The organism is Providencia burhodogranariea DSM 19968, assembly GCF_000314855.2.
GTDB lineage: Bacteria > Pseudomonadota > Gammaproteobacteria > Enterobacterales > Enterobacteriaceae > Providencia > Providencia burhodogranariea.
In genome coordinates this window covers 1756888-1780696 of sequence record NZ_KB233222.1, presented here as the reverse complement: position 1 = coordinate 1780696, position 23809 = coordinate 1756888, and the positions used below count along the sequence as shown (strand labels likewise).

At 38.3% G+C, this 23809-nt stretch carries 22 protein-coding genes and 1 riboswitch; of the genes, 14 read left to right on the top strand and 8 right to left on the bottom strand.

From position 1 onward, the window contains the following. Positions 1-14: 14 nt before the first annotated feature. On the bottom strand, positions 15-467 hold the full coding sequence (gene rpiB / locus OOA_RS07595; protein ID WP_008911560.1) for a ribose 5-phosphate isomerase B: 453 nt from the start codon (positions 465-467) through the stop codon (positions 15-17). A 322-nt stretch (positions 468-789) separates the two neighbouring features. Here rpiB and OOA_RS07590 point away from each other — a divergent pair, with 322 nt between their 5' ends. The 5 genes from OOA_RS07590 (at position 790) to OOA_RS07570 (ending at position 6077) form a co-directional block, all read left to right on the top strand. After that, positions 790-1902, top strand: a complete 1113-nt coding sequence (locus tag OOA_RS07590; RefSeq protein WP_008911559.1) for an erythritol/L-threitol dehydrogenase — start codon at positions 790-792, stop codon at positions 1900-1902. 96 nt (positions 1903-1998) lie between these two features. Next, entirely contained in the window at positions 1999-3270 is a 1272-nt protein-coding gene (locus OOA_RS07585) for an MFS transporter (RefSeq protein ID WP_008911558.1), read from the top strand. 12 nt (positions 3271-3282) lie between these two features. After that, on the top strand, positions 3283-4284 hold the full coding sequence (locus tag OOA_RS07580) for a dihydroxyacetone kinase subunit DhaK (RefSeq protein WP_008911557.1): 1002 nt from the start codon (positions 3283-3285) through the stop codon (positions 4282-4284). 11 nt (positions 4285-4295) lie between these two features. Continuing rightward, on the top strand, positions 4296-4949 hold the full coding sequence (dhaL, locus tag OOA_RS07575) for a dihydroxyacetone kinase subunit DhaL (protein ID WP_008911556.1): 654 nt from the start codon (positions 4296-4298) through the stop codon (positions 4947-4949). 165 nt (positions 4950-5114) lie between these two features. Continuing rightward, entirely contained in the window at positions 5115-6077 is a 963-nt protein-coding gene (locus tag OOA_RS07570) for a sugar-binding transcriptional regulator (RefSeq protein ID WP_008911555.1), read from the top strand. Here the strand turns inward: OOA_RS07570 and OOA_RS07565 are convergent. Then, positions 6060-6962 carry a LysR family transcriptional regulator gene (locus tag OOA_RS07565; RefSeq protein ID WP_008911554.1) on the bottom strand — a complete coding sequence of 301 codons (903 nt, stop codon included), beginning with the start codon at positions 6960-6962 and terminating at the stop codon, positions 6060-6062. The genes OOA_RS07570 and OOA_RS07565 overlap by 18 nt on opposite strands. A 359-nt stretch (positions 6963-7321) precedes the next feature. On the opposite strand from OOA_RS07565, the gene OOA_RS07560 reads away from it, so the two are divergent. The 3 genes from OOA_RS07560 (at position 7322) to crcB (ending at position 10317) form a co-directional block, all read left to right on the top strand. Beyond that, on the top strand, positions 7322-7948 hold the full coding sequence (locus OOA_RS07560) for a hypothetical protein (protein WP_008911553.1): 627 nt from the start codon (positions 7322-7324) through the stop codon (positions 7946-7948). A gap of 399 nt (positions 7949-8347) precedes the next feature. Continuing rightward, the gene (locus OOA_RS07555; protein ID WP_008911552.1) at positions 8348-9670 is read left to right on the top strand and encodes a 2-hydroxycarboxylate transporter family protein; all 1323 of its coding nucleotides are present in this window, start codon (positions 8348-8350) and stop codon (positions 9668-9670) included. 80 nt (positions 9671-9750) lie between these two features. Then, positions 9751-9821: riboswitch (Fluoride riboswitch) on the top strand. Between the two features lie 115 nt (positions 9822-9936). Further along, on the top strand, positions 9937-10317 hold the full coding sequence (gene crcB / locus OOA_RS07550; RefSeq protein WP_008911551.1) for a fluoride efflux transporter CrcB: 381 nt from the start codon (positions 9937-9939) through the stop codon (positions 10315-10317). A gap of 265 nt (positions 10318-10582) precedes the next feature. On the opposite strand, the gene OOA_RS07545 is transcribed toward crcB, so the two are convergent. The 6 genes from OOA_RS07545 to OOA_RS07520 form a co-directional block, all read right to left on the bottom strand. Then, the gene (locus OOA_RS07545; RefSeq protein WP_008911550.1) at positions 10583-10924 is read right to left on the bottom strand and encodes a hypothetical protein; all 342 of its coding nucleotides are present in this window, start codon (positions 10922-10924) and stop codon (positions 10583-10585) included. 12 nt (positions 10925-10936) lie between these two features. Next, complete coding sequence (locus OOA_RS07540) at positions 10937-11353, bottom strand: hypothetical protein (RefSeq protein WP_008911549.1); 417 nt, start codon at positions 11351-11353, stop codon at positions 10937-10939. A gap of 64 nt (positions 11354-11417) precedes the next feature. Further along, the gene (locus OOA_RS07535; RefSeq protein WP_008911548.1) at positions 11418-12209 is read right to left on the bottom strand and encodes a scabin-related ADP-ribosyltransferase; all 792 of its coding nucleotides are present in this window, start codon (positions 12207-12209) and stop codon (positions 11418-11420) included. Positions 12210-12264: 55 nt separating this feature from the next. After that, positions 12265-12681, bottom strand: a complete 417-nt coding sequence (locus OOA_RS07530) for a hypothetical protein (RefSeq protein WP_008911547.1) — start codon at positions 12679-12681, stop codon at positions 12265-12267. Between the two features lie 207 nt (positions 12682-12888). Then, positions 12889-13347, bottom strand: a complete 459-nt coding sequence (locus OOA_RS07525) for a tail fiber protein (RefSeq protein WP_008911546.1) — start codon at positions 13345-13347, stop codon at positions 12889-12891. A 356-nt stretch (positions 13348-13703) separates the two neighbouring features. Next, positions 13704-14654, bottom strand: coding sequence for a sugar-binding transcriptional regulator (locus OOA_RS07520; RefSeq protein ID WP_008911545.1), 951 nt, complete (start codon positions 14652-14654; stop codon positions 13704-13706). A 181-nt stretch (positions 14655-14835) separates the two neighbouring features. Here OOA_RS07520 and dalD point away from each other — a divergent pair, with 181 nt between their 5' ends. The 6 genes from dalD to OOA_RS07490 all read left to right on the top strand — a co-directional run bounded on the left by dalD (position 14836) and on the right by OOA_RS07490 (position 23740). After that, positions 14836-16224: a D-arabinitol 4-dehydrogenase gene (gene dalD / locus OOA_RS07515; RefSeq protein ID WP_008911544.1), complete on the top strand. Its 1389-nt coding sequence runs from the start codon at positions 14836-14838 to the stop codon at positions 16222-16224. Between the two features lie 12 nt (positions 16225-16236). Continuing rightward, entirely contained in the window at positions 16237-17706 is a 1470-nt protein-coding gene (gene xylB, locus OOA_RS07510) for a xylulokinase (protein ID WP_008911543.1), read from the top strand. Positions 17707-17806: 100 nt separating this feature from the next. Further along, positions 17807-19099 carry an MFS transporter gene (locus OOA_RS07505; RefSeq protein ID WP_008911542.1) on the top strand — a complete coding sequence of 431 codons (1293 nt, stop codon included), beginning with the start codon at positions 17807-17809 and terminating at the stop codon, positions 19097-19099. A 920-nt stretch (positions 19100-20019) separates the two neighbouring features. After that, positions 20020-21243, top strand: coding sequence for a hypothetical protein (locus OOA_RS07500; RefSeq protein ID WP_008911541.1), 1224 nt, complete (start codon positions 20020-20022; stop codon positions 21241-21243). A 7-nt stretch (positions 21244-21250) separates the two neighbouring features. Next, complete coding sequence (locus OOA_RS07495; RefSeq protein WP_008911540.1) at positions 21251-22486, top strand: Zn-dependent hydrolase; 1236 nt, start codon at positions 21251-21253, stop codon at positions 22484-22486. 69 nt (positions 22487-22555) lie between these two features. Beyond that, positions 22556-23740 carry a M20 family metallopeptidase gene (locus OOA_RS07490; RefSeq protein WP_008911539.1) on the top strand — a complete coding sequence of 395 codons (1185 nt, stop codon included), beginning with the start codon at positions 22556-22558 and terminating at the stop codon, positions 23738-23740. The last annotated feature ends 69 nt before the right edge of the window (positions 23741-23809 follow it).

Below are 23809 nucleotides of genomic sequence, written 5' to 3'. Positions count from 1 at the left end.
TATTCAGTACTTAGTTAGCGTTGTCTATTTTCATATTCATTAATGCGAGCGACTTTGGGGGCTGAGCGACCCCCGTCATATTCGGAAGAAAGCCATGTATCTACGATCGATTTTGCTAACTCGGGGCCAATAACGCGGGCGCCAAATGTGATAATTTGAGCATCATTACTCTTTTGGGCACGCTCAGCCGAGTATGTATCATGACAAAGTGCTGCACGAATACCGATTACTTTGTTGGCGACAATTGACATACCAATTCCCGTACCACAAATTAAAATACCTCTTTGATGTTTTCCTTGCGAAATCGCACTAGCAACGGCATGTGCAACGTCTGGATACATCTCATCTACTACGCCAGTGTTATGAGAGTAATCGGTGACTTCAATATCGAAAGCCTTCAGATGTTCTTTAATCAAATCTTTCATTTCAAACGCCGCATCATCGGCACCAATGGCAAGAGATAACATGATCGGGATCCTTATCTTGAACATTTGTTAGTTGAGTAATCATATGTACTTCATAAAAAATAGAGCTTAATGAACAAATAATCAATAGGTGAACAAATGTTTTTATTTTTAAAGCGCTTAATTTCGTAATTAGAGACTGTAAAAGATGACTCTTCGAAAATTCAAATAGAAACCAATCCTTAAAAGAGCGGTTTTAGGCAATATTTGCTCTGAATCACATTTTGGAACTCTAACGATGGGCAATCATTCACAAAAGAGGGTATTGTTTATTTGTATTCATAATGAACTTATGCTCACTTGAAAAATCATTAAGGACTCAATTATGTGTGAACAATGCGATTCAAAAGCCACAATGAGTGACGGCATTCCAGAGAAAATGAAGGCAGTTGTAGCATATGCACCAAAGGATTATCGATTGGAAACAGTGGATGTTCCCACGATCAATGAAGAAGAAATACTGGTGAGAGTCGAAGCATGTGGTATCTGTGCGGGTGATGTTAAAGCCTTTGAAGGCGCACCAAGTTTCTGGGGTGATGCAGATCAACCTGCTTATATAAAAGCACCAATGATCCCCGGCCATGAATTTATTGGCCATGTCGTGGGTTATGGTTCAAAAGTTGAAGGTTTTGCCCTCGGCGAACGCGTAATTTCAGAGCAAATCGTACCTTGTTGGGAGTGCCGTTTCTGTAAACGTGGCGAGTATTGGATGTGTGAAAAACATGACCTGTACGGTTTTCAAAGTAATGTGAATGGCGGCATGGCTCAATACATGAAATTCACTAAAGAAGCAATTAATTATCATGTACCTGCGGATATGCCGATCGAAGATGCAATTTTGATCGAACCCTATGCCTGCTCGTTACACGCGGTTCAACGCGCTAAGGTCAAATTAGGCGATGTAGTGGTTCTATCGGGTGCGGGCACGTTAGGGCTGGGTATGATTGGCGCTATTAAAAAATCGGGTGCAGGGAAAATAGTTGTACTGGATTTATTTGATAAACGCCTTGAGCTAGCGAAAGAATTTGGTGCCGATATTGTTTTAAACCCCAAACGTGATGATGTAGATAAAATCGTTAAAGGTATGACGGAAGGCTATGGATGCGATATCTATATCGAGGCAACAGGCGCACCGAAATCCGTAGAACAAGGACTCAAAATGATCCGTAAACTCGGCACATTTGTTGAATTTTCTGTGTTCAAAGACCCTGTCACGGTTGATTGGAGCATTATTAGTGACCGTAAAGAACTCGATTTATTAGGCTCACATCTTGGCCCTTACTGCTATCCACTAGTGATTGACGGGATCGGTAATGGCGATTTCCCAACCAAAGGTGTTGTAACTGATATTCTGCCACTGGATAAATTCGCAGAAGGATTTTCTATGATGGCGAAAGGCGATCCGCATATTAAAGTGGTTCTCGACCCGAACCTGTAATGCTTTAGTGGAATCAAAAAACAATAAAAATTGGACCTGAATACCTTTCACCTTACTCAGGTCCAAACCCAGCGAACAAGCACTGAGGTTAACGGTATGATAATCAATAAATTGTCTAAAGTAACGGGCTTTTCACCGAAATTATTACTCGGTTATTTTGGTGTTCTTATTTTTATGATGGGAGAAGGCCTAGAACAAGGTTGGCTTTCACCTTTTCTCATCAGTCGCGGTATGAGTATTGAAGAGTCATCACTGTTATTCAGTGTTTATGGCTTTGCTGCAGCCGTTGCGGCTTGGTTATCAGGTGTACTAGCAGAAATTTATACAGCAAGGCGAGTTATGATTTTTGGTTTCGTCATGTTTATTATTGGCTCTGTCATCTTTTTATCCGTTGGCTTACCAAGTAATAGCCTATCTGTGATGATCCCCACCTATGCGTTACGTGGTTTCGGTTATCCGATGTTTGCTTATGGTTTTCTGGTGTGGGTAGCCTATGAAGCGCCTATCAAAAAATTAGGATCAGCAGTCGGAATATTTTGGTTTGTTTACAGTGGTGGTCTAGGTGTTTTAGGTGTGATGTATTCGAGCTATGCATTACCGATTATGGGCGAAATGGCGACACTCTGGACTGGATTGATCTTCGTCACTATTGGAGCGTTTATTGCCATCGCACTCAATAAAAATGCTTCGGGTGGCGAGCAAGTGACATCAACAGAAAAAGTGTCTCTTAGTTATCTATTTAAAGGAATTACCATCGCATTTGAAAACCCGAAAATTGGCTTGGGAGGAATAGTAAGAACAATCAATACATCCGCAGCCTATGGATTTGTTATTTTTATGCCACTGTTCCTTGCCGATTACGGATATTCAAGAACTGAATGGCTACATATTTATGCAACATTATGGTCAGTTAATATTGCTTTTAACCTTATCTTTGGCGTTATTAGTGATCGTATAGGCTGGCGCAATATTGTGATTTGGTTCGGTTGCGTTGGCTGCATGGTCTGTACGTTGATGTTTTATTACGTACCGTATTACTTCGGCCACAATTACAGCTTGATGATGGTTGCAGCAGGATTGTTCGGAGCTTGCTTAGCCGGTTACGTTCCTCTTTCGGCCATCATGCCATCATTAGCACCAAATAATAAAGGTGCTGCAATGTCGATACTTAATTTAGGTGCAGGGTTAAGTACTTTTGTCGGTCCTGCGTTGGTCGGGATCTTTATTGGTAGCCTTGGTGCGTTTGGTGTGATTTGGATTTTCTCCAGTCTTTACCTATTCAGTGCGCTACTCATGAAATTTATTACCGTACCAAAAGAGCTTCTTGATCAGCCAGCAGAAATGCAGCTAACACCAGAAAATCGATAAAACGAGGGAATTATGAATAGAATTATTAATGAACCTGACTTAGTTGTTGAGGATGCCATTCAAGGTTATTTGAAGGCACATCCAGACTATTTTGCACAAACAGAAAATGCACGGGTACTAAAATATCCGCAAGCGCCTATTAAAGGTAAAGTTGGTATTGTCACTGGCGGTGGTTCTGGACATGAACCGGCATTTTTAGGTTATGTTGGTGAAAATATGTTAGATGCCGTTGCGATAGGGGAAATTTTTTCTTCACCAACAGCGGGTGCATTTTTAGATGCATTCAAAGCGGCAGATAGCGGTGCAGGTGTCGCTTGCCTTTATGGCAACTATGCTGGCGATAATATGAACGTCAAAATGGCCATAAAAAAAGCTGAAAAAGCAGGAATGAAAATTAAGACTGTTGTTGCGACTGATGATGTCGCATCTGCACCGGCGACTGAAAAGGAGAAACGACGTGGAGTTGCTGGCGAAATTTTGATGTGGAAGGTTGGTGCGGCGGCGGCAAGTAAAGGTTATGACCTTGATGGTGTTATTGACGTTGCACAAAAAGCCATTAATCATTGTCATTCGATTGGTGTTGGCTTGACCTCTTGTACAATTCCAGCTGTAGGGCATCCTAATTTTCATATAGAAGATGGCATGATGGAGCTAGGAATTGGTCACCACGGTGAGCCTGGTATTGAGATCATGCCAATACAATCCGCGGCTGAAATGGCTAAAACGATGCTTGATCCTGTGTTAGCCGATATGCAAGGAAAATCGGGAGATGAAGTCGTCGTATTAGTGTCAGGGCTAGGTGCCACGCCAGTCATGGAACTCTATATTTATTATGCCGAAGTCGAAAAATTACTGAGTGAGAAAGGTATTAAAATTATTCGTAATTATGTTGGCAATTATTTCACATCGCTTGAAATGATGGGTGTCACACTGACATTAATGAAAGTAGATGATGAATTAAAAGAGTTAGTTAATGTACCAGCCCGTTCATTAGGTTTAACGCAAGTTAAGTAAAGGAGTTTACTATGCAAGCTATTTCAACAGATTGCGGCTATGAAATCACCATGGATTTAGTCAAGATCATTGTGGCAAACCGTGAGTATCTGAGTGATATCGATGGTGCGATTGGCGATGGCGACCATGGGATCAATATGGCGAAAGGTTTTAACTTGTGCGCTAAAGCTATTGAAGGTCGGACATTAAGCCTCAGTGAAGGATTTGAAGAAATATCAGATGCCTTGATGGAAGGGATTGGCGGATCTATGGGACCACTATATGGTAGTTTTTTCATGGGGATGTCAGATAGCATCGCGAATAAAAGTTCGCTAACGCAACAAGACTTTTTAGATATGTTGAACAATGGATTAACGGAATTACAGGATATTAGTAGTGCCAATGTGGGGGATAAATGCCTTATGGATACACTGATCCCAGCGATTAATGCATTTAAAAATGCCACCACTGAAGGAAAAAGCTTTAAGCAAGCATTGAATGAAATGCAATCAGCTGCAATAGCAGGGCGCGATTCTACACTTGATTTAGTGGCTAAAATTGGCCGAGCAAGCCGTTTGGGGGAGCGCTCCCGTGGCGTACTTGATGCAGGAGCAACTTCTTGTTGTTTGCTACTATGTCAATTGGTAAAAAGTATTGAACAACACAATGTTTGTGTTACGGCTTAAGCCGATTTTTTTAATAAAAAGTGATACACAGAGTATGATAACTCTGTGTATATCAATTGTATTACTTGATTTCATAACTAAATTATTTTACACAGAGAAGCGCTATACTTACGCCGAGTTAAACTTTGTTGCGATTGACATCTATTGAGAGGAAATCATTACTGTATGGATAGATCAAACACATCTTCTGATATCGAGCTACTCACTGAAATTGCGATAGCTTATTATCGTGATGAAATTACTCAGGAAGAGATCGCCAATAAGTTTGGTATTTCGCGTATTAAAGTTGGGCGTTTACTTAAAAGAGCCAAAGAAGAGGGGATAGTTGAAATTAATGTTCGCTATCATCCTATTTTTAGCACTCAACTTGAGCAGCAATTGCTTTCACGTTTTCCAATATCACGAGCGCTTATTGCACTTGATCATCCTGATGAAGAAGAACAGCGTTATCAAGTTGGTACTCTAGTTTCGAATTATCTCGCGACAACATTACGTGACAATATGGTCGTCACTGTAGGTCAAGGTCGAAACGTTGCTGTTGTTGCCGATAGTGGTGGTGCTGTACCTGAAAAAGATTGTCGATTTATCTGTGGTATTGGTGGAACTCATCGCCCTGGTGATTCGATCAATGCTGACCATATTAGTCGTCGCTTAGCGAAAAAATTTGGTGGAACGAGTGAAACGCTCTATGCACCGGCTTATGTGGAAAATAATGAGCTTAAACAGTCTTTTATGAAGAATGGTACCATTAAGGAAACCCTTGACCGTGCGCGTAAAGCTGATATTGCGTTGATTGGTATTGGTGATATGAATGAAGATAGCTATATGGTGAAACTCGGATGGTTTACGCCACGTGAAATTGTTGATGCCAGTCTAAACCAAGGTGTGATAGGCGATATCGCAGGGTATGACTTTTTTAATGCACAAGGTCAGCATGTTGATACGGTGATGAATGACCGAGTGATTGGTTTGAATATCGAAGAATTGCGTCAGATCCCATGTGTGATAGCGATTGCCTCTGAAACTTCTAAAGCAATGGCAATTATGGGGGCATTGCGCACGGGAGCGATTGATATTATTGCTACTAGCGCAAGTAATGTACGAATGATTTTAAAAATGTCGCAATGATGAAGGTTGGATTTCTTCATTTTTACTCAAAAATAGTTGCTCAACGACAGGCGCTATGAGCGCTCTTTTTGAGGAGTTATGTTTATACAAAATCCCAATATCCCGACTTGGCGCTGGCTCAGGGAGTGAAAGTGCAATCAAGTTTTTTCGATCTGGATACATCGGCTGCCAATCAGGTATCAACGACACACCACAACCGTGACGAACTAACGTCACAATGGCATCCAATGTATTGAGGTCGAAACGTTTATTGACTTGAATCCCCTGTGATTGTAGATAGCGGTCGGCGACAATTCCTCCCCATGATTGCTGATGGTAACGAATAAATGGTTCAGTGCTGAGGATGTCATGAGCCGTTCGTCCTTTCATTGTTGCAGGTGCAACGACAATAAATCTCTCTTGATGGTGATCGAGCCAACAAAATTCTTTGCTTAGTGGAAATAGTGGAGCAACTAGTAAAATGATATCAAGTTCATCACGAGTAATTCGCCGATATAAACCACTTGAAAAGTCCAATTCGATTGACAGTGTCAACTGTGGAAACTGTTCATTAAGTCTGATTAGTACGTTCGGGACTAACATCGATAGCAATGTTGGAAGTACACCTATTCTAAGCTCCCCAGCAACATTATGCACTGTTGCCAGCTGTTTCAATGCTTTACTTCCCGCAATCAGCTCTCTAATCTTTGGAATAATCGCTTTGCCTTCGGGTGTAACCTGCATCGTTCGACCCGTTCGATAAAGTAAGGTTACACCGATTTCATCTTCTAATGTTTTTATTCTTTGTGCCATTGCAGTTGCCGTTAAATGCAATTTACGTGCTGCTGAAGCAACAGAGCCTTCTTCAGCAATATATAAAAATGTTTCTAAAAATCGAATGTTCATAGTTAACTTTTTGTTCAGTTTGAAAGTAATAAAACTCTGTTTCATTTACTGTAGTGGCTAGGTAAAGTTGTTGCATATAGGATCGTTATTTGTAGATTTCTCGATTTTATTGGTATATATCGAGTTAATAGGTATTCTCCACATAATAACAATTGGCCAATTATTCTTAATCATTAGGCCGACTCAAAAAATATAATTAATAATAGGGCATTTTATGCAAATTGATAGCAGTAATATGGAAAAGATATGCACTGATCTGAAGGGTGAGTTTTCTAATTATTTTGATTGGAATAAAGTTTATATTGAATATTTAAGAATTGACATTAATAATAAAAAAATAAATATACTATCAAGCAACTATGAAAAAATATCATGTTATTGGTGTCATGGTTTTAAATTTAATTTTAAAAAAAAGACTCTCGTTAGGTGTTAATTTTCGGAGTGACTACCCTGATGAAAGTGTTAGTTTAGTTGAGAGGTTAAATTGTAATAACATTGAGATTTGTATTAAAACTGAGGAGTTAGTTGAGGTTTTATCAATTAAATTTAAGGGTGAATTACCAAAAGAAGATTTTTTTGTTTTTTATACTTGGAGGGCTATTATTGCTGACTATGCATACCGTATTTGGAACAAAAACAAAAACATCACTATACCTTTGACTGAGGATATTTGTTTTTTAACAGAAGGCTTAGAAGAAGTAAATTCTTTGCCGATAGGATTGATAGATATACATAAATATATGCGATTTGGTGATGTTCGCTTTACCCGTAAAGAGATAATTACAATTAGGATGTTATTATTTCATTGTAAAATAAAAGAAATCAGTGCTTTTCATGGATGTTCAGAAGCTTCTGAGCATAAACGTATTCAACGCATAAAACAAAAACTAAATTGTCCTTATGCATCTTCTAGTCGGTTATTTACTATTCTTAGAACTAAAGGTATAACATTAGCTTGTTTGGAAGGGCTTATTACCTATCGATAAAATACAATCTGATTCAGGTTGGAGTGATAATTAATATCATTTTTATTTTATTATTAATGATATTGAAATTAAAAGTGTGATTTTTTAAATGTTCTATATCCTGACTGATTTTGATTAGTGAGTCCATCATCATATATAGATAATGAGATTGCCCTATGCGTTTGTTACTTTATTATTTTCACGTTATTGTTTTTCTCTACAACGAAGGGCTTGCTTTCCAACTGCATTAGGGATGAGATGATTTTATATAAAGAGAATATTACTAATAAATAGTCTCTTTATATAAAATAAAAATATATTAAATATAAGGACTGAAATGAAAAATTACAGTTGATGGTTTTTTAAACCGAGTGCAATAATTCTTAGAAATACATATTAAAATAATATAATGAGACCTCCATGACACAACATGATATTGCAGCATTACCATCGTCTGAACATAAATTGACGAAGATTTTCAATTACAAAGTGGGTTTTATTCCAATTCCAGTTTATATCATATTAGTTTTACTGGTTACGGGCATTATGTCAGTTAAAAAAATGGGTGCTGATTTACCGACAATGATTGCTATTCTGGGACTGGGTGGTGCAACCTGTGCCGAAATTGGTAATCGGATCCCTTATCTTAGAAAAATGGGAGGGGCAGCAATTGTCGCTGCGTTTCTTCCTGCTTATTTGGTCAGTGTCGATGTGATCCCACAATCGCTGGTCGAACCGATTATCTTATTTACTAAATCGAGTCATTTTATTTATTTATTTGTCTCGGCTGTGGTAGTGGGAAGTATCTTTACGATGGATAGAAATTTAATATTAAAAGGCTTTGCTAAGATTTTCTTGCCACTTTTTATTGGGTCAATCTTGGCATTTATCGTTGGCGGGCTGGTGGGGATGGTTTGTGGATTAGATCTTAAACAGATCATGTTTTTTATTAGCACACCCGTAATGGGTGGGGGGTTAGGAGAGGGTACAATTCCACTGTCGGTAGGTTACTCTGAAATTTTGGGAATTGATTCCGGTAAAGTGTTAGCAAAATTGTTACCTGTGATATTGGTAGCTAACTTATTTGCAATCGTGATATGTGGTTTTTTGAATATGGTTGGTCGCCGTTACCCACATCTTACGGGAAATGGGCAACTGCAAATAACGGGTGATAGCCTATTATCTGGCAATAACGAGGAAGTAAAAGAAGCTATTGATGTTAATTGGGTCATTAGTGCAGGCATATGTGCGATTACTCTTTACCTCGCAGGTGTATTACTCCATGTGCTATTTGGCTTACCCGGTCCGGTATGCATGCTTTTTTTAGCGGTGATATTTAAGCTAAGTAATTTGATACCAAAGCCTCTTGAACAAGGCGCAAAAACATTGTTTCAATTCTTTCTCGCGAGTGTAACTTATCCATTATTATTCGCAAACTCGGTGGCAGTAACGTCTTGGTCTCAATTAGTTGCAGCTTTTCACCCATCCATATTAATTACCATTTTTACCACTGTTGCGATGCTCGCTTTAGTGGGCTTTCTGATGGCAAAAAAAATGGGGATGTATCCTGTCGAGGCGGGTATCGTTACTGCATGCCATAGTGGTTTAGGCGGAACCGGTGATATTGCGATTTTAAGCGCAGCAGAACGAATGAGTTTATTACCTTTTGCTCAAATATCGACGCGGATAGGCGGCGCAATAACGGTAATGGTCGCATTACTGATATTTGCCCAGTTTGGTTAATCATATACAGCTGACGATTAAGTGCCTTAACGGGTACTTTTTTGTTTAACTTATTTATCTTGGTATCATTAGGATGTAATTTAGTTTGAGGCGATGGCATTCCTCCCGTTTAAGAACTGTCCTAATAAGGACTGATGATGCCTACGTTAACCTTTCCAATCGATCGGGTATGTAGGTATTATGTGCCTTGAATAATCTATAGGGTATAAATGTTTTTAAGGTCTTATTCTTACCGTTTATCCCCAAACCATACAAGGGGAGCTCACATGTATGCATCACTCTTTGCTATCGCTCTAGGTTCAGTTTTAGGTGGCTGGCTAAGATGGTTTGTTGGATTAAAACTCAATCATTTATACCCAAACATTCCTATGGGGACGGTATTTGTAAACCTTGTGGGAGGGTTTATTATTGGCTTTGCCATATCGTATTTTTCGAGCACCAGTATCAATCCTGCTTATAAATTGCTGGTAGTGACAGGGTTTTGTGGCGGTTTCACCACATTTTCAACTTTTTCTTTGGAAGTACTGACACAAATCCAAGAAGGAAAATTAGCCATTGCTTTGAGCACTATTGCCATTCATGTTATTGGGGCATTAATTTTTACTTTTTTGGGAATGCTATGTCACAACTGGATTTCACAACAATAAAAAGAGATTAATAACACATCGGCAATATCGACTCTGAACATGGCTTTAATTATAGTGTTTTAATGTATTAGTGTATGAGATGACTCATTGATGAATGATCGTTGCTTAAAATAAGCCCGAGATATTTGGTATTAGACAACGTACTGCATCGTCAAGTTATAGCCCAGTCATATTGAGTTCCTGTGCTGGTTAATATCAAACTTTATGGTGACTATCGGCGCGCACAGAGACATGAAATTTTTCAATAAATGCTTTTTAAGTAACCTTAATCTTTAGCATTAACACCATATAGATAACTATTGTTTAAACCTGAGCCTTGCTCGCTATAACATAATGAAACTTTTTTATTAAAATACATTGCTAACCGTAATGTTCTTTCTGCTTGATATTGAAAGATACTACTCGTTGGGTATATAACCATATCAAAAGTAATGGGTTTTTTAGATGTGCTTTCAATAAAAGTTGCCCGAATATTCGAATGAAATGGAACTGCATCGACTCGTTTGACATACACGTCATATTTGATTTTATCATCACATCGAATGGCATTGCTAAGAGGTGAAATGAAAATAACAAAAAATAAAAATAAAGTAAATTTTTTTCTCATTATATTAATTCCTTATTGTTTTAATGCTGAATTCACTGAATGAAGATATATAGTACTATCGTTATTTTTGTTAAGGCAAAGCTCAATGGTTTGATGCAAAAATAGCGAATTATTAAGAAGGCTGACCACACTTTGAACTGTGTAATCATTTCCTTCATATACCTTGACTAAAACTTCATTAGAATTTGGTTTATTATCTTTGTAATGAAACCAGACTCTTTTATTATAAGCATCTATTTGTAATTGCGTGATCTGTGCATTTGCAATGCTATTATTTGAACCGGGTTGGCAATCTACTGCGAAAGCGGTTGTCGAAATTAATCCTAACAATAAAATGGTTATAATTTTAACGTGGATAATTTTAGCTTTAGTCAATAACCATTTTATAATTCTATGTTTGCATTTAAAGATATGATTAATTAATTTCATTTTATCTCCTTGTTTCATAATGAATTATTTACTTATGATTTTTAAAAACAAACTGACATATGTTTTACGTGTTAGTAATAATTATTCTACGAATACCAATGTTTATAGTGTTTTCCATGCTCTTTATTTTACAAAAATTCTTCCGTAAACTATTTGATTTATGATGTGGCCCTGGGCAGCCATCAAAACCATGTGCTGGCTCAACAGGATAATGGTCAAAGTCACCTAAGTAATAAACATTGGGAATAATAACATTAGTGGCATTTAAAAAATTATGGCTAATTTGTGGTGCTCTTTGTTCATAGGCAGCATTATGAATCTGAACAGGGCTAATTGTAATGAAATTTTCCGCATTACTAGTTATGGCTTGAGCATAATGAATCTGTCTATTTGTAATAGTGTTATAAGCAGCAAATTCCTCTTGCCATGAATAGGTTCTATATAATGCCAGACTCTGACGGGAAATATTAATGTTTTCTGCATTTTGCATGTTGGAATTAATTAGAGAACCATTTATGTCATGAAAATTTATTGAAGGTCTAATGGCATAAACCCAAGCTTGAGTATTTGGACCCATGAGTGTACGTGCCATTTGTTCAATAGTCATCCAATTAGATGTCGTAGAAATCAAAGCAGATGTTCTATTATTGATTGATTCTCCAGATACATGCCGTAATAAATCTTCATCATCGCCCCAAGATTGAAATCCTGTTGCGAAAATTTGGTTCGGAGGCCTTGAATCTATACGATAAACAATATCTGGTGGTGGAATTGCATGTGCTGTATTTAGCGTAATAAAAATTAAAACAAATAGTATGATAAATACTAATAACTTATCAATATAATATTCTTGCATTATACACCTATATTTTAAATGATTTATTTTCTAATCACGTTAATCATAATTGATGCTATTTTTTGAGTTTATATAGATAAAGCTCGGAGTTATTTTTATCGGCGTCAGTAAAACATGAATGAATAACTATATCACCAATGCTATTAGTATATATATCATAAAGTTTGTTGCATATTTTGGGGTTTTCAATAACGAAAATATCTCTGTAATCACCATCCGCTTTTACGGCTCTTTCTTTTCCAGACAATGAGGTGTTTTTATAATAGAAAAATTTTATACTACAAGCTTCAATTACGGTACCTCTGGCTGTGATCGCTCCTTCATTGAATTGTATAGCTCTTCCTGAAAGTAGCGAATGATATTCGTTATCAGATAATGATTCACCATTGTTATAACATAATGGAATGCCAGCAAAAGAAATTGATGAAATAAAAAATAAACTATTAAGTATTATAGGATTGAAAAAACGCATAGGCTTAATTTCTCATGAACATTTATAGTGGCTCGAAAAGAAAAATAATATAATGAGTATGGTTTTTATTTTACTTTTTAATAATGTTAAACTAGTGATGATTAATAAATAGCTGAGTCATTGTATTGTTCCATATTAAATTTTTAAATGTGATTTGTTAATGATACAGATAAAATAATAACCAATGTATTGTGGCAATAATCATTTTTATCCAGCATACATAATAAAAGCTAAGGCATAATAAGGCGGAATAGGTTCTATTTCATGAGAATGAGACACTGAAGTGAAATCGGCTTGATGAGAATGACCTTGTCCACCGCCTGTTTTAGAAGATTCAGTTGAAGTATAACCGCCAACATAGGGAGACCTCCACTGTTCCCCATCAAATTTTCTGGTGTTAGTATATGTTTTTTGGTATTCATGGCTATGTGGTGGAATTTGTTTAATCGTTAAAATAGTTTCTTTAACATTCACACTACCCTTAATAGTTTTTTCTTTTGTTTGGGTTGTACCATTTCCTGAGCCTCTTTTAAATATAGGACCTTCCATAACAATAAATTTATCTTGCAGATTAGGAGTGCCGTTTTTTCCATTACATAATAACCATCCATTAGGAATAGTTTCTCCTGAAAACATAACAATACATCCAACTGGTATATCACTCATAATCTCTCTCCAATATAATTAGTGTAACGTTATTGTTGATATTCAAAATAATAACTAAAAAATAAAGTTCGTTAATTTAAACTAAAGAATTCGTTGATAGCAATAATCATTGCTGGGATGTTGTATATAATCAAGTATCGAAAAAAATCAAACAGGTAGAGTTTTTATTATAATGAATATTAAATATGATGGAGAGTATTCATTTATGTCATTGAATACAACTTCTGAGTATTAAATACGAATAATTGTACCTGTGTGAATTTAATTATTAATATTTACGTTATAATTGCGTTGTTATAATGAAATTGAACGGCGATACCTTAATCGCTGTTCAACCATTAATCCTATTACTCATGTTATTCTTCTGCTAGCAGTTTACGCGCAGTCGCTTCATCAGTCACTAATCCTGAAATCCATTTCCCATTGAGAACGGCTCTGATTGCTGGGTACTTATGTTCACCACCGGAAAAGGCAATGATCTGTTTATTGCTATGTGCTTGAAGTTGCACACTAGTATGAGTCAAATCTAATGGTGTCGAGAGGCGTTCACCGTTAGCGTGAATAAAGTGCCCTAACATTTCGGCGGCAACACCCTTTTCTAATAACATGTTTACTTGTTCGTCAGTGATAAAGCCCTCTGAATTAAGTGGGCAGCCGATGCCAACCTCCCCAATGCCAATAAATGTAATATCTGCATTTAATGCTTTTTCTGATACCTCTTTATAAACGCGATGCTGGCACCACATCGTTTTATCTTCCTCATTATCAGCATATAGCGGAGCCGGTAAAATATAGTGGCGACATTGTAGCTTCTCGGCAAAACTTAGTGGTACATCATATCGAGTTGCTGAGCTATCACGGGCAATCGCACCAATGAGAGAAACACATTGGTGTTGCGGTGTATGTAGATAAGGTAAAGCATCGATAATACAACGTAATGTTTTACCAGAACCAATACCAATAACTTGAGGAGTATCTTTATTGATTAATTGTTCCATAAGCTCCGCACCTGCTACGGAGATCATCTCAATAACCGAATCGCCATCTAACCTGCCAGAAGGGACGATATTACATAGTGATAGCTGGTATTTTTTTTGTATTTCACTTGCCAGCTTTAAACACTCTGCAATCGGGTGGGTAATTTGCACATGCACTATCCCTTGTTCTTTTGCTAGCGAAATTAGACGCTGGGCAACTTGCCGAGATAGCCCTAATTCATGAGCAATTTCTTGTTGTGTTTTACCTGCGACATAGTACATCCAAGCAGCTCGTGCAGCTTGTTCCATTTTTTTTATTTCTCTTTGCATTAGCGTTCCCCCACTTTTTTGCTATTAAGCATTGTAAGTCTGGGCAAATGCTAATCAAAAGGGCAAATGTAAATACTGTGAGTCTCATCTCAGTATTTCATTAGCAATTGAAACTAAAATATAACGATTGGGCATATGCCCTTCCAATAAACAAATATCCAAGATGAACTCAGGAGTAACAATGCAAAAACATCAATCTGTTTGGATGCATATAGGTGCCGGTTCTTTTCATCGTGCACATCAAGCATGGTATCTACATCGTTTGATTCAGCAGGGCGATGATAGTTGGTCAATTGCTCTGGGTAATATTCGTAATGATGCAAATGTACTGTTAAATAATTTAGCCGAACAAAATGGCGAATACACACTTGAAACTGTTTCTCCTGAAGGAGAGCGTCATTACGAAAAAATCACCTCAATTCGTAAAATTTTACATTGGGATGAAAAGCTATCTGAACTTGCCAAACAAGCTAGCGCAAAAGAAACTCGCGTTATTGCATTTACTGTTACTGAAGGTGGCTATTATCTGACACCTGAGCATGAATTGGACAGCGAACAGGTTGATATCAAAGCTGATCTTAACGGTGAAATGCGGACTATTTACGGCACATTAGCACATATTTTAAGTGACCGTTTGGCTGCTCATGGTGAGCCAGTGACGTTACTAAACTGCGATAACTTGCGTCACAATGGCGAACGCTTTCGTCATGGTTTCCTCTCATTCTTAAAGCTAAAAGGTGAAACTGCACTGTATGAATGGGTGAAAACACAAACGCGTTCTCCTAACACGATGGTTGACAGAATTACTCCACGCCCAACTCCTGATGTTGCGGAAAGAGTTAAAGCACAAACTGGTTGGGATGATAAAGCGCCGGTGATGGGTGAGTCTTTTATTCAATGGGTAATTGAAGATGACTTTATTAATGGTCGACCTGCTCTTGAGCAAGTTGGCGTTGAAATGGTTGAGTCTGTATTACCATGGGAAGAAGCGAAAATCCGCATTCTAAATGCAACTCATAGCTGCATTGCTTGGGCTGGCACATTGACCGGTTTTAATTATATTGATGACAGCACACGTCAAGAGCCGATTAAAGAGATGGCATGGAAGTATGTGACTGAAGATGTGATCCCTTCATTATCACCAAGTCCACTTGACCTAGAAAAGTATCGTGATGTGGTGTTAGAACGTTTTAGTAACCCATACATTAAAGATACTAATCAACGTGTTGCGGCTGATGGGTTATCAAAAATACCAGGTTTTATCACTCCAACATTACTTGAATGTTATCAGCGTAAACACACGCCAACCGCTACTGCCGTTTTACCTGCACTTTTCTTTGTATTCTTAAAAGATTGGGCTAAAGGAAAATTACCTTACGAATACCAAGATGGTGTATTAGATGCGACGTATTTCAGAGCACTAATCAACTCCGATAATGCATTAGCACAATTTGTGGCAAACGAAACCTTATTTGGCTCATTAGCCAAATCGCCTGAATTTTATTCACTGATGGAAAAAACAGTTGCTAATGTTGAGCAGTGGATTAAATCACCAGAGCAGTCACTGTAAGGAGAGATTGTTATGTATCTTGGGATTGACCTAGGCACCTCAGAGCTAAAAGCCGTTTTAATCGATGGACAGGGTGACATCGTGGCATCAAGCCATGTGGCATTAACAGTTCAACGTCCTCATCCACAATGGGCAGAACAATCTCCTACAAGTTGGTGGGATGCGACAAATACAGTTGCAGCAACTCTGCGCCAAAAAGCCCCTGAAGCTTGGGCACAAGTACGAGCAATAGGTTTGTCTGGACAAATGCATGGCGCAGTATTATTGGATGAAAGCAACCATGTCCTGCGTGATTGTATTTTATGGAATGATACGCGCAGTGCCACTGAGTGTGAATGGTTGATGGAGCATTACCCAGAGTTCCTGACTGTAGGAAGCAATAGGGTGATGCCTGGCTTTACCGCCCCCAAGTTACTCTGGGTTGCTCGTCACGAGCCTGATATTTTTAGTAAAATAGGTAAGGTATTGTTACCAAAAGACTATTTGCGTTGGAAAATGACCAATGAATTTGTCAGTGATATGTCTGATGCTTCAGGAACATTATGGTTAGATGTTGCAAAGCGTGAGTGGTCAGAAGAATTACTCGCAGCAACGGGATTGAATTTAAGCCAGATGCCTTCATTAGTAGAAGGCTCCACAAAAAGTGCTGTATTAAGGGCTGATTTGGCATCCCAATGGGGACTTAGCGCGGATGTTATTGTCGCTGGTGGCGGTGGTGATAATGCAGCATCAGCAGTAGGAGTTGGCGCAGTAAACCAAGGTGATGCCTTGATTTCATTGGGGACATCAGGAGTTATTTTTGTTGTTAATAACCAACTGCAAGCTGATCCGCAAAATGGTGTACACGCATTTGCTCACGCACTTCCTGACCGCTGGCATCAGATGAGTGTCATGCTCAGCGCAGCGAATTGCCTTCGCTGGATATGCCAACTGCTTTCAACGACAGAAAATGTCTTGATGGAAGAAGTGGCACAATTGAGTGAAGCACAAAAAAAGCAATCACCGATATTTCTACCTTATCTTTCTGGTGAACGAACACCACATAATGATCCTTATGCAACAGGTTCATTCTTTGCCATACGTAATGAAACTACTCGAGCTCAGTTAGGCTATGCAGTGATTGAAGGCGTTTCATTTGCTCTCGCGGATGGCATGAAAGTACTAAAAGATACAGGAACTGAAATTAATCGTTGCAGCTTAACGGGGGGCGGTGCACGTAGCCCACTGTGGGCGCAGTTGATTGCTGACATTCTTGATATTCCAATCGTGACTCATCCTGCTAGTTCTTCGGGAGCATTAGGTGCTGCACGGCTAGGTTGGCTTGCTGATGGTGGAATTGAACAAGAGGTTTGTCGTAAACCTGAAGTCTTGGAAACTTATCAACCACAAGTAACTAACCAAGAGTGGCTAAAACAAAGACTAGAAGTATTTAGATTATTGTATCAACAGCAAAAGCAAGCAAGAGTTTTAATGCCTGAATAACTAAGGCAGTGATGGCGATATATTTTACCCTACTAGTCGCCATCACTTTAAAACATTCTTAATTAAATAAAACGATAATATAAAATATGAGGAAACTGCAATGGAACAGAAGCAGTATTGGTTAGGGCTACCTAAGCATTTATTCTGGGGCTTTATTGCTATCGCTATCTTTATGAGTGGCGATGGTTTTGAAATGGCGTTTTTATCAAAACATATTACAGATCTCGGTTTTACACCGACACAGTCAGCAATGGTATTTACCGTTTATGGCTTGATGGCAGCGGTAGCTGCATGGGCCGCAGGTGTGGTCGCTGAAATTATTACACCACTTAAAGCAATGATGATTGGCCTTGTGCTGTGGCTTGTTATGCATGCGCTATTTATGGCATTTGGTTTAGGTATGAAAAGCTACACAATGATGCTGATATTTTATGGTATTCGTGGATTAGCTTATCCATTATTTATCTATTCCTTCATGATGATGTTGGTACAGGTTATTCCTCGTGCACACTTGGCTGCTGCGACGGGCTGGTTCTGGGCGATGTATTCTGTCGGTATTGGTGTTGTGGGTAGCTATTTGCCGAGTTTTACCATTCCTTTTATGGGCGAAACTGGAACCTTATGGATGGCTATTGGTTGGGTTGCTTTGGGTGGCGTAATTGCGTATGTTAGCCTGCGCAATGTGCCAGTTGATCGCTCAAAAGTGAATTTGCCAATGAAAGAAAAAATGGGCGAGCTCTCAAGAGCCGCGACCATTTTATTCACCAATAAAAACATTTTTATGGCAAGTCTGATCCGTATTATCAATACGATTTCACTGTTTGGTTTTGCGATTATTATGCCATTGTTATTTGTTGATAGACTCGGGTTTACCATTTCTGAGTGGCTACAAATTTGGGCTGTATTCTTCTTTGTTACTATTTTTACCAATATTTTTTGGGGAATTGTTGGCGAACATATCGGTTGGGTACGCCAAGTTAGATGGTTTGGTTGCTTAGGTATGGCCGTATCAAGTTTACTGTTCTACTATTTACCTGTTTATTTCGGACATAATTTTGCAATTGCGCTGATCCCAGCAATCTTATTAGGTATTTTTGTTGCCGCATTTGTGCCGATGACGGCAGTATTCCCAAGTATTGAACCACACCATAAAGGCGCCGCGGTTTCTATTTACAACCTCTCCGCTGGCCTGAGCAACTTTGCGGCACCTGCAATCGCCAGCTTAGTTTTACCATTCTTCGATATTGTTGGGGTTGTATGGGCTTATACCGGACTGTATCTATTTGCAGGCGTATTAACCTTTTTTATTAAAGTACCGCAACCAGGCTTTGAAAATAACCGTAAAATAAAGCAATCTTCAGTGATTACTAAGCAACAGGTTAATCAGAGCTAAATAAACTTAAATTAAGATTAATTAGTTTAATACCTCAGCCTTTTTGGGTTGGGGTATTTTTGTTTATAAGATGTTTTTAAATATATAACTAATCTCTAGAAGGAATATATTTGTCATACTTCACGTAGTGGTGCTGTTGACTACGATTGCTTGTATTCAGCATAGAGTTATCTAGATGTAATCTCTTATCACTTAATTTAAAAGGTTAATGAAATAATATCTGGCTAAGTAAAATCACTTTAATTCAATATTTTTAGACGGCTATCTGGATGTCATTACTGCGATAAATACACCTCTAAGGGCCGACTTATAACTAAATAACAATACAGTTGATTATTCTGGATATTCATTTAATTTACGGTTTAATATGAATTTTATTTCCAAATAAGATTCATTCAATTTGATAAGTTGTCGAGAATAAAAAATAATATAATTTTTCGCATAAAAAGTAATCTATAAAATTAGATGTTTATTAATGATTAAAATAAAAAATATAACGCTAAATTGTTACCAATTTGTTAGATGATACTGGTGGTTTGAAAGGATATATTATTATTTATCACTATTGGCTCAATGCGTTATCTATTTAGTAATATGGCCTACCTTTGGTTTGCTATCTATACATCTTGTTTTTCGATGATATTATGAATTTTGTTGCTATTTTTATAAGCAGCAGAGAAATAATCTTAATATTGTCTATATATCGTACAGAAATGGGTTTTGTATTTTCCATAAAAGTAAATTTAAAACCTTATAGTCTAAAAATCATTAAATTAAAAAGATATATAGCCAAAATAACTCGAGATGCTTGTAGGTAGTGAAAGCGCTATTTTGATACTTATACATAAAATAAGTAATTCAACCTACTCAAAGCAGCCAGCGGTAATTTTAATTATGTTATGTATTGACGGGGAAACGTTATGTCACAGATGTTAGCGCTGTTTATTATAGTTTTTATATTGTACATAGGGGATGCTATTGCGGTAAGAACCAAAGCATGGATCCCTTCTGTTTTCGTGTGTGCTGTTTTATTTCTTTTGGGATATTGGACCTTTTTCCCAAAAAATATTGTCAGTATTGCGGGAATACCACAGGTCGTTGCAATTACATTGATGTACCTATTAATTACTAATATGGGAACATTGTTATCCCTAAAAGAATTAATGCGGCAGTGGAAAACAATTGTAATTTCCTTATCAGGGATATTAGGTATTATCGTATTTACTTTTATCGTGGGTATCACCTTATTTGATATGAACACTGTGTTGGTTGCTATTCCGCCATTAGTGGGGGGGATTGTATCTTCATTAATTATGTCTAAAGGTGCCGCAGATGCAGGTCTTATTGACTTGTCTGTGTTTGCGATTGTTATTTATGTTATGCAAGGGTTTGCTGGTTATCCACTGACGGCTGTTATGCTGAAACGAGAAGGGCGTCGTGTCCTTGAAAAATATCGTAATGGTCAATGGAAAGAATCATTAGCTGTTGAAGGCGATACGGGTGTTGATATTAAAGCAAGTAACTCTGAAGATGCCATGCCGCGTTTATTCAAAAAAATACCATCACATTATAATACGGCCTACTTTAAATTCTTGCGGTTGGCAGCAATTGGTTATTTAGCCTATTTAGTATCATCATTGGCAGCACCGATTGTTAGCATCAGTCCTTTTGTTCTGTGTTTATTGTTCGGCGTTATTGCCTCATCATTAGGTTTTTTAGAAAGACAACCGCTACAAAAAGCTAACGGTTTCGGATTTGCTATCATGGCATTAATGCTCTTTATCTTTGATACCTTGAACCATGCCACACCAGATATGTTGATGCGCCTTGTTTATCCATTGGTGGTATTAATTGTTGCTGCCGTTATTGGCATGTATTTGGCTTCGTGGATTGTCGGTAAAATTCTCGGAGTCTCTAAAGAAATGGCTTTTGCCGTATCATTAACTGCATTATATGGCTTCCCCGCTGATTACATTATTACGAATGAAGCGATTAATGCGCTGACAAAAGATGAGAAAGAACGTGAAATTCTGACTGGGCATATGTTAGGCCCGATGTTAGTCGGTGGTTTTATCTCCGTTACCATCGTCTCTGTTGTATTAGCAGGGGTAATGGTTAGCTTTATTACACCACTTGTAGGGTAAATAAATTATGGAATCAAGCGCATTAAGAATTCAACAGCACATAGAGCAGTTGGCAGAATATACCGCTACGCCAGGTCAAGGAACGACTAGACTAAGCTATAGTCAGCAAGATAAACAAGCTCGTGATTATTTAAAACAACAAATGAAAGAGCTTGGTTTGCAAGTTCGTGAAGATGCTATTGGCAATATTTATGGCCGATTAGAAGGCCGTGAAAAGGAATTACCTGCTGTTATTATTGGTTCACATTTTGATTCAGTGCCACATGGTGGCGCTTTTGATGGTCCGGCAGGGATCATTACTGGGCTAGATGTTGTTGCTCGCATACGAGAACAAAACCTTCAGCCACGTTATCCTCTTGAGGTTATTGCATTGGTCGAAGAAGAAGGAACTAGCTTCGGACGCGCGTTGATGGCATCAAGTGTTATTACTGGGCTTATTGGTAGTAAAGAACTGCATCAATTGAAAGATAGGCAGGGCGTCTCAGCAGCAAAGCGTATGGCTGATGCAGGTTTTGATGCAGATAAAGCCGCTGAAGCTGTACTTGATCCCTCCACAGTTAAAGCATTTTTAGAACTGCATATTGAACAAGGCCCAGTACTAGAGCAAGCAAACGAAGATATTGGGATCGTTGAAACTGTTGTCGGTATTGCTCAGTTGGAGATTAAATTAACCGGTAAAGCAGGTCATGCCGGAACAACACCAATGAATATGCGAGCGGATGCATTAGTGTGTGCGAGTCATATTATCAGCCAGATCCCTGATATCGCGATTGCAGCTAGCAATAGCACTGTTGCCACTGTAGGACGATTAAATGTCTTACCTAATGGCGCTAATGTGATCCCAAGTGAAGTCATTTTTAGTGTGGATATTCGTTCAAAAAATAAAAGTGCACTGGGTAACGCTATCGAACAAGTGATTGCATTAATTGAAGAAGAAAGTGCCAAAATGGCACTTCAAAGTGACATAGTACAACCACTTTATGTTGCACCTACTGAGCTAAATCCTGATATTCACCGAGTAATGGCACAACATGCCGAAGCACAAGGTCTACGCTATAGAACTATGGTGAGCGGTGCAGGGCATGACACGATGATTTTTGCGGGAATAACGCAGACGGGATTGATATTTGTACCAAGTCGTAATGGCTTAAGTCATCACCCTGATGAATGGACTGACTATGAACAAATAGCGCGCGGTGTCGATGTCATGTTCGAAACAGTGAAATCATTGACTGAGTGCTAAATTTTAGATAAGCATTATTAGTATTAAGCAGATAGATAAACCTCTGCAGAAAAGGGTAAAGGTAGAAAAATGGTAAATACAACAATTACTGAAGCAATTAAAAAATATACGACAGCTATGATTGCTTTTCGTCGTGACCTGCATTCACACCCTGAATTGCCGTGGGAAGAGGTACGCACTACGCAACGTATTGCAGAAGAATTAACCAAAATTGGTATTGAGTATCGTCTGACTGAACCAACAGGTATTATCGCAGAAATTAAGGGTGGTAAACCGGGAAAAACCGTTGCATTACGAGCAGATATAGATGCACTTCCGGTACTTGAGCTAAATGATTCATTAGATTATAAATCACAAAATCAAGGTAAAATGCATGCCTGTGGCCATGATGCGCATACCTCGATGCTGTTGACAGCAGCAAAAGCCTTGTATGACGTACGAGCAGAACTCACGGGTAATGTTAGATTGATTTTCCAGCCTGCTGAAGAGATAGCACAAGGTGCGCGTGAAATGGTTAAACAAGGTGCGGTTGAAAACGTAGATAACGTATTTGGCATGCATATTTGGTCGACAACGCCATCAGGAAAAATATCATGCAATGTCGGTGGCACATTTGCATCAGCAGACTTATTAGTTGTCAAATTTAAAGGGCGTGGTGGACATGGTTCAATGCCTGAAGCAACCATTGATGCTGCTGTTGTAGCGTCATCTTTCGTATTAAATCTACAGGCTGTTATCTCACGTGAAACATCTGCACTTGAGTCTGCGGTTGTCAGTATTGGCAAGATGGATGTTGGAACTCGCTTTAACGTTATCGCTGAAAATGCAGTATTAGATGGCACTGTTCGTTGCTTTAACATCGAAACCCGTGATCGTATTGAAGCGGCAATCAGACGTTATGCAGAACATACTGCAGCAATGTACGGAGCGACCGCAGAAGTAATATATACCTATGGAACATTACCCGTTATTAATGAAGAGCATAGTGCGTTACTTGCGCAATCTGTCATTACTCAAGCTTTTGGTGAAGATACACTAATGTTTGAGAAACCAACGACAGGTGGTGAGGATTTCAGTTTCTATATTGAAAACATTCCGGGGTGTTTTGCATTATTGGGGTCAGGTAATCCAGAAAAAGATACGCAATGGGCGCATCACCATGGGCGATTTAATATCGATGAAGATGCCATGGTAACAGGCGCTGAATTATATGCTCAATATGCATGGTCTTATTTGCAACAAAATAAATTTTAGTTAATGATTAGCCTTGTCGTTTTATACGACAAGGCTTTGTGTATTTATAACTCATCGTTATATTCAAAT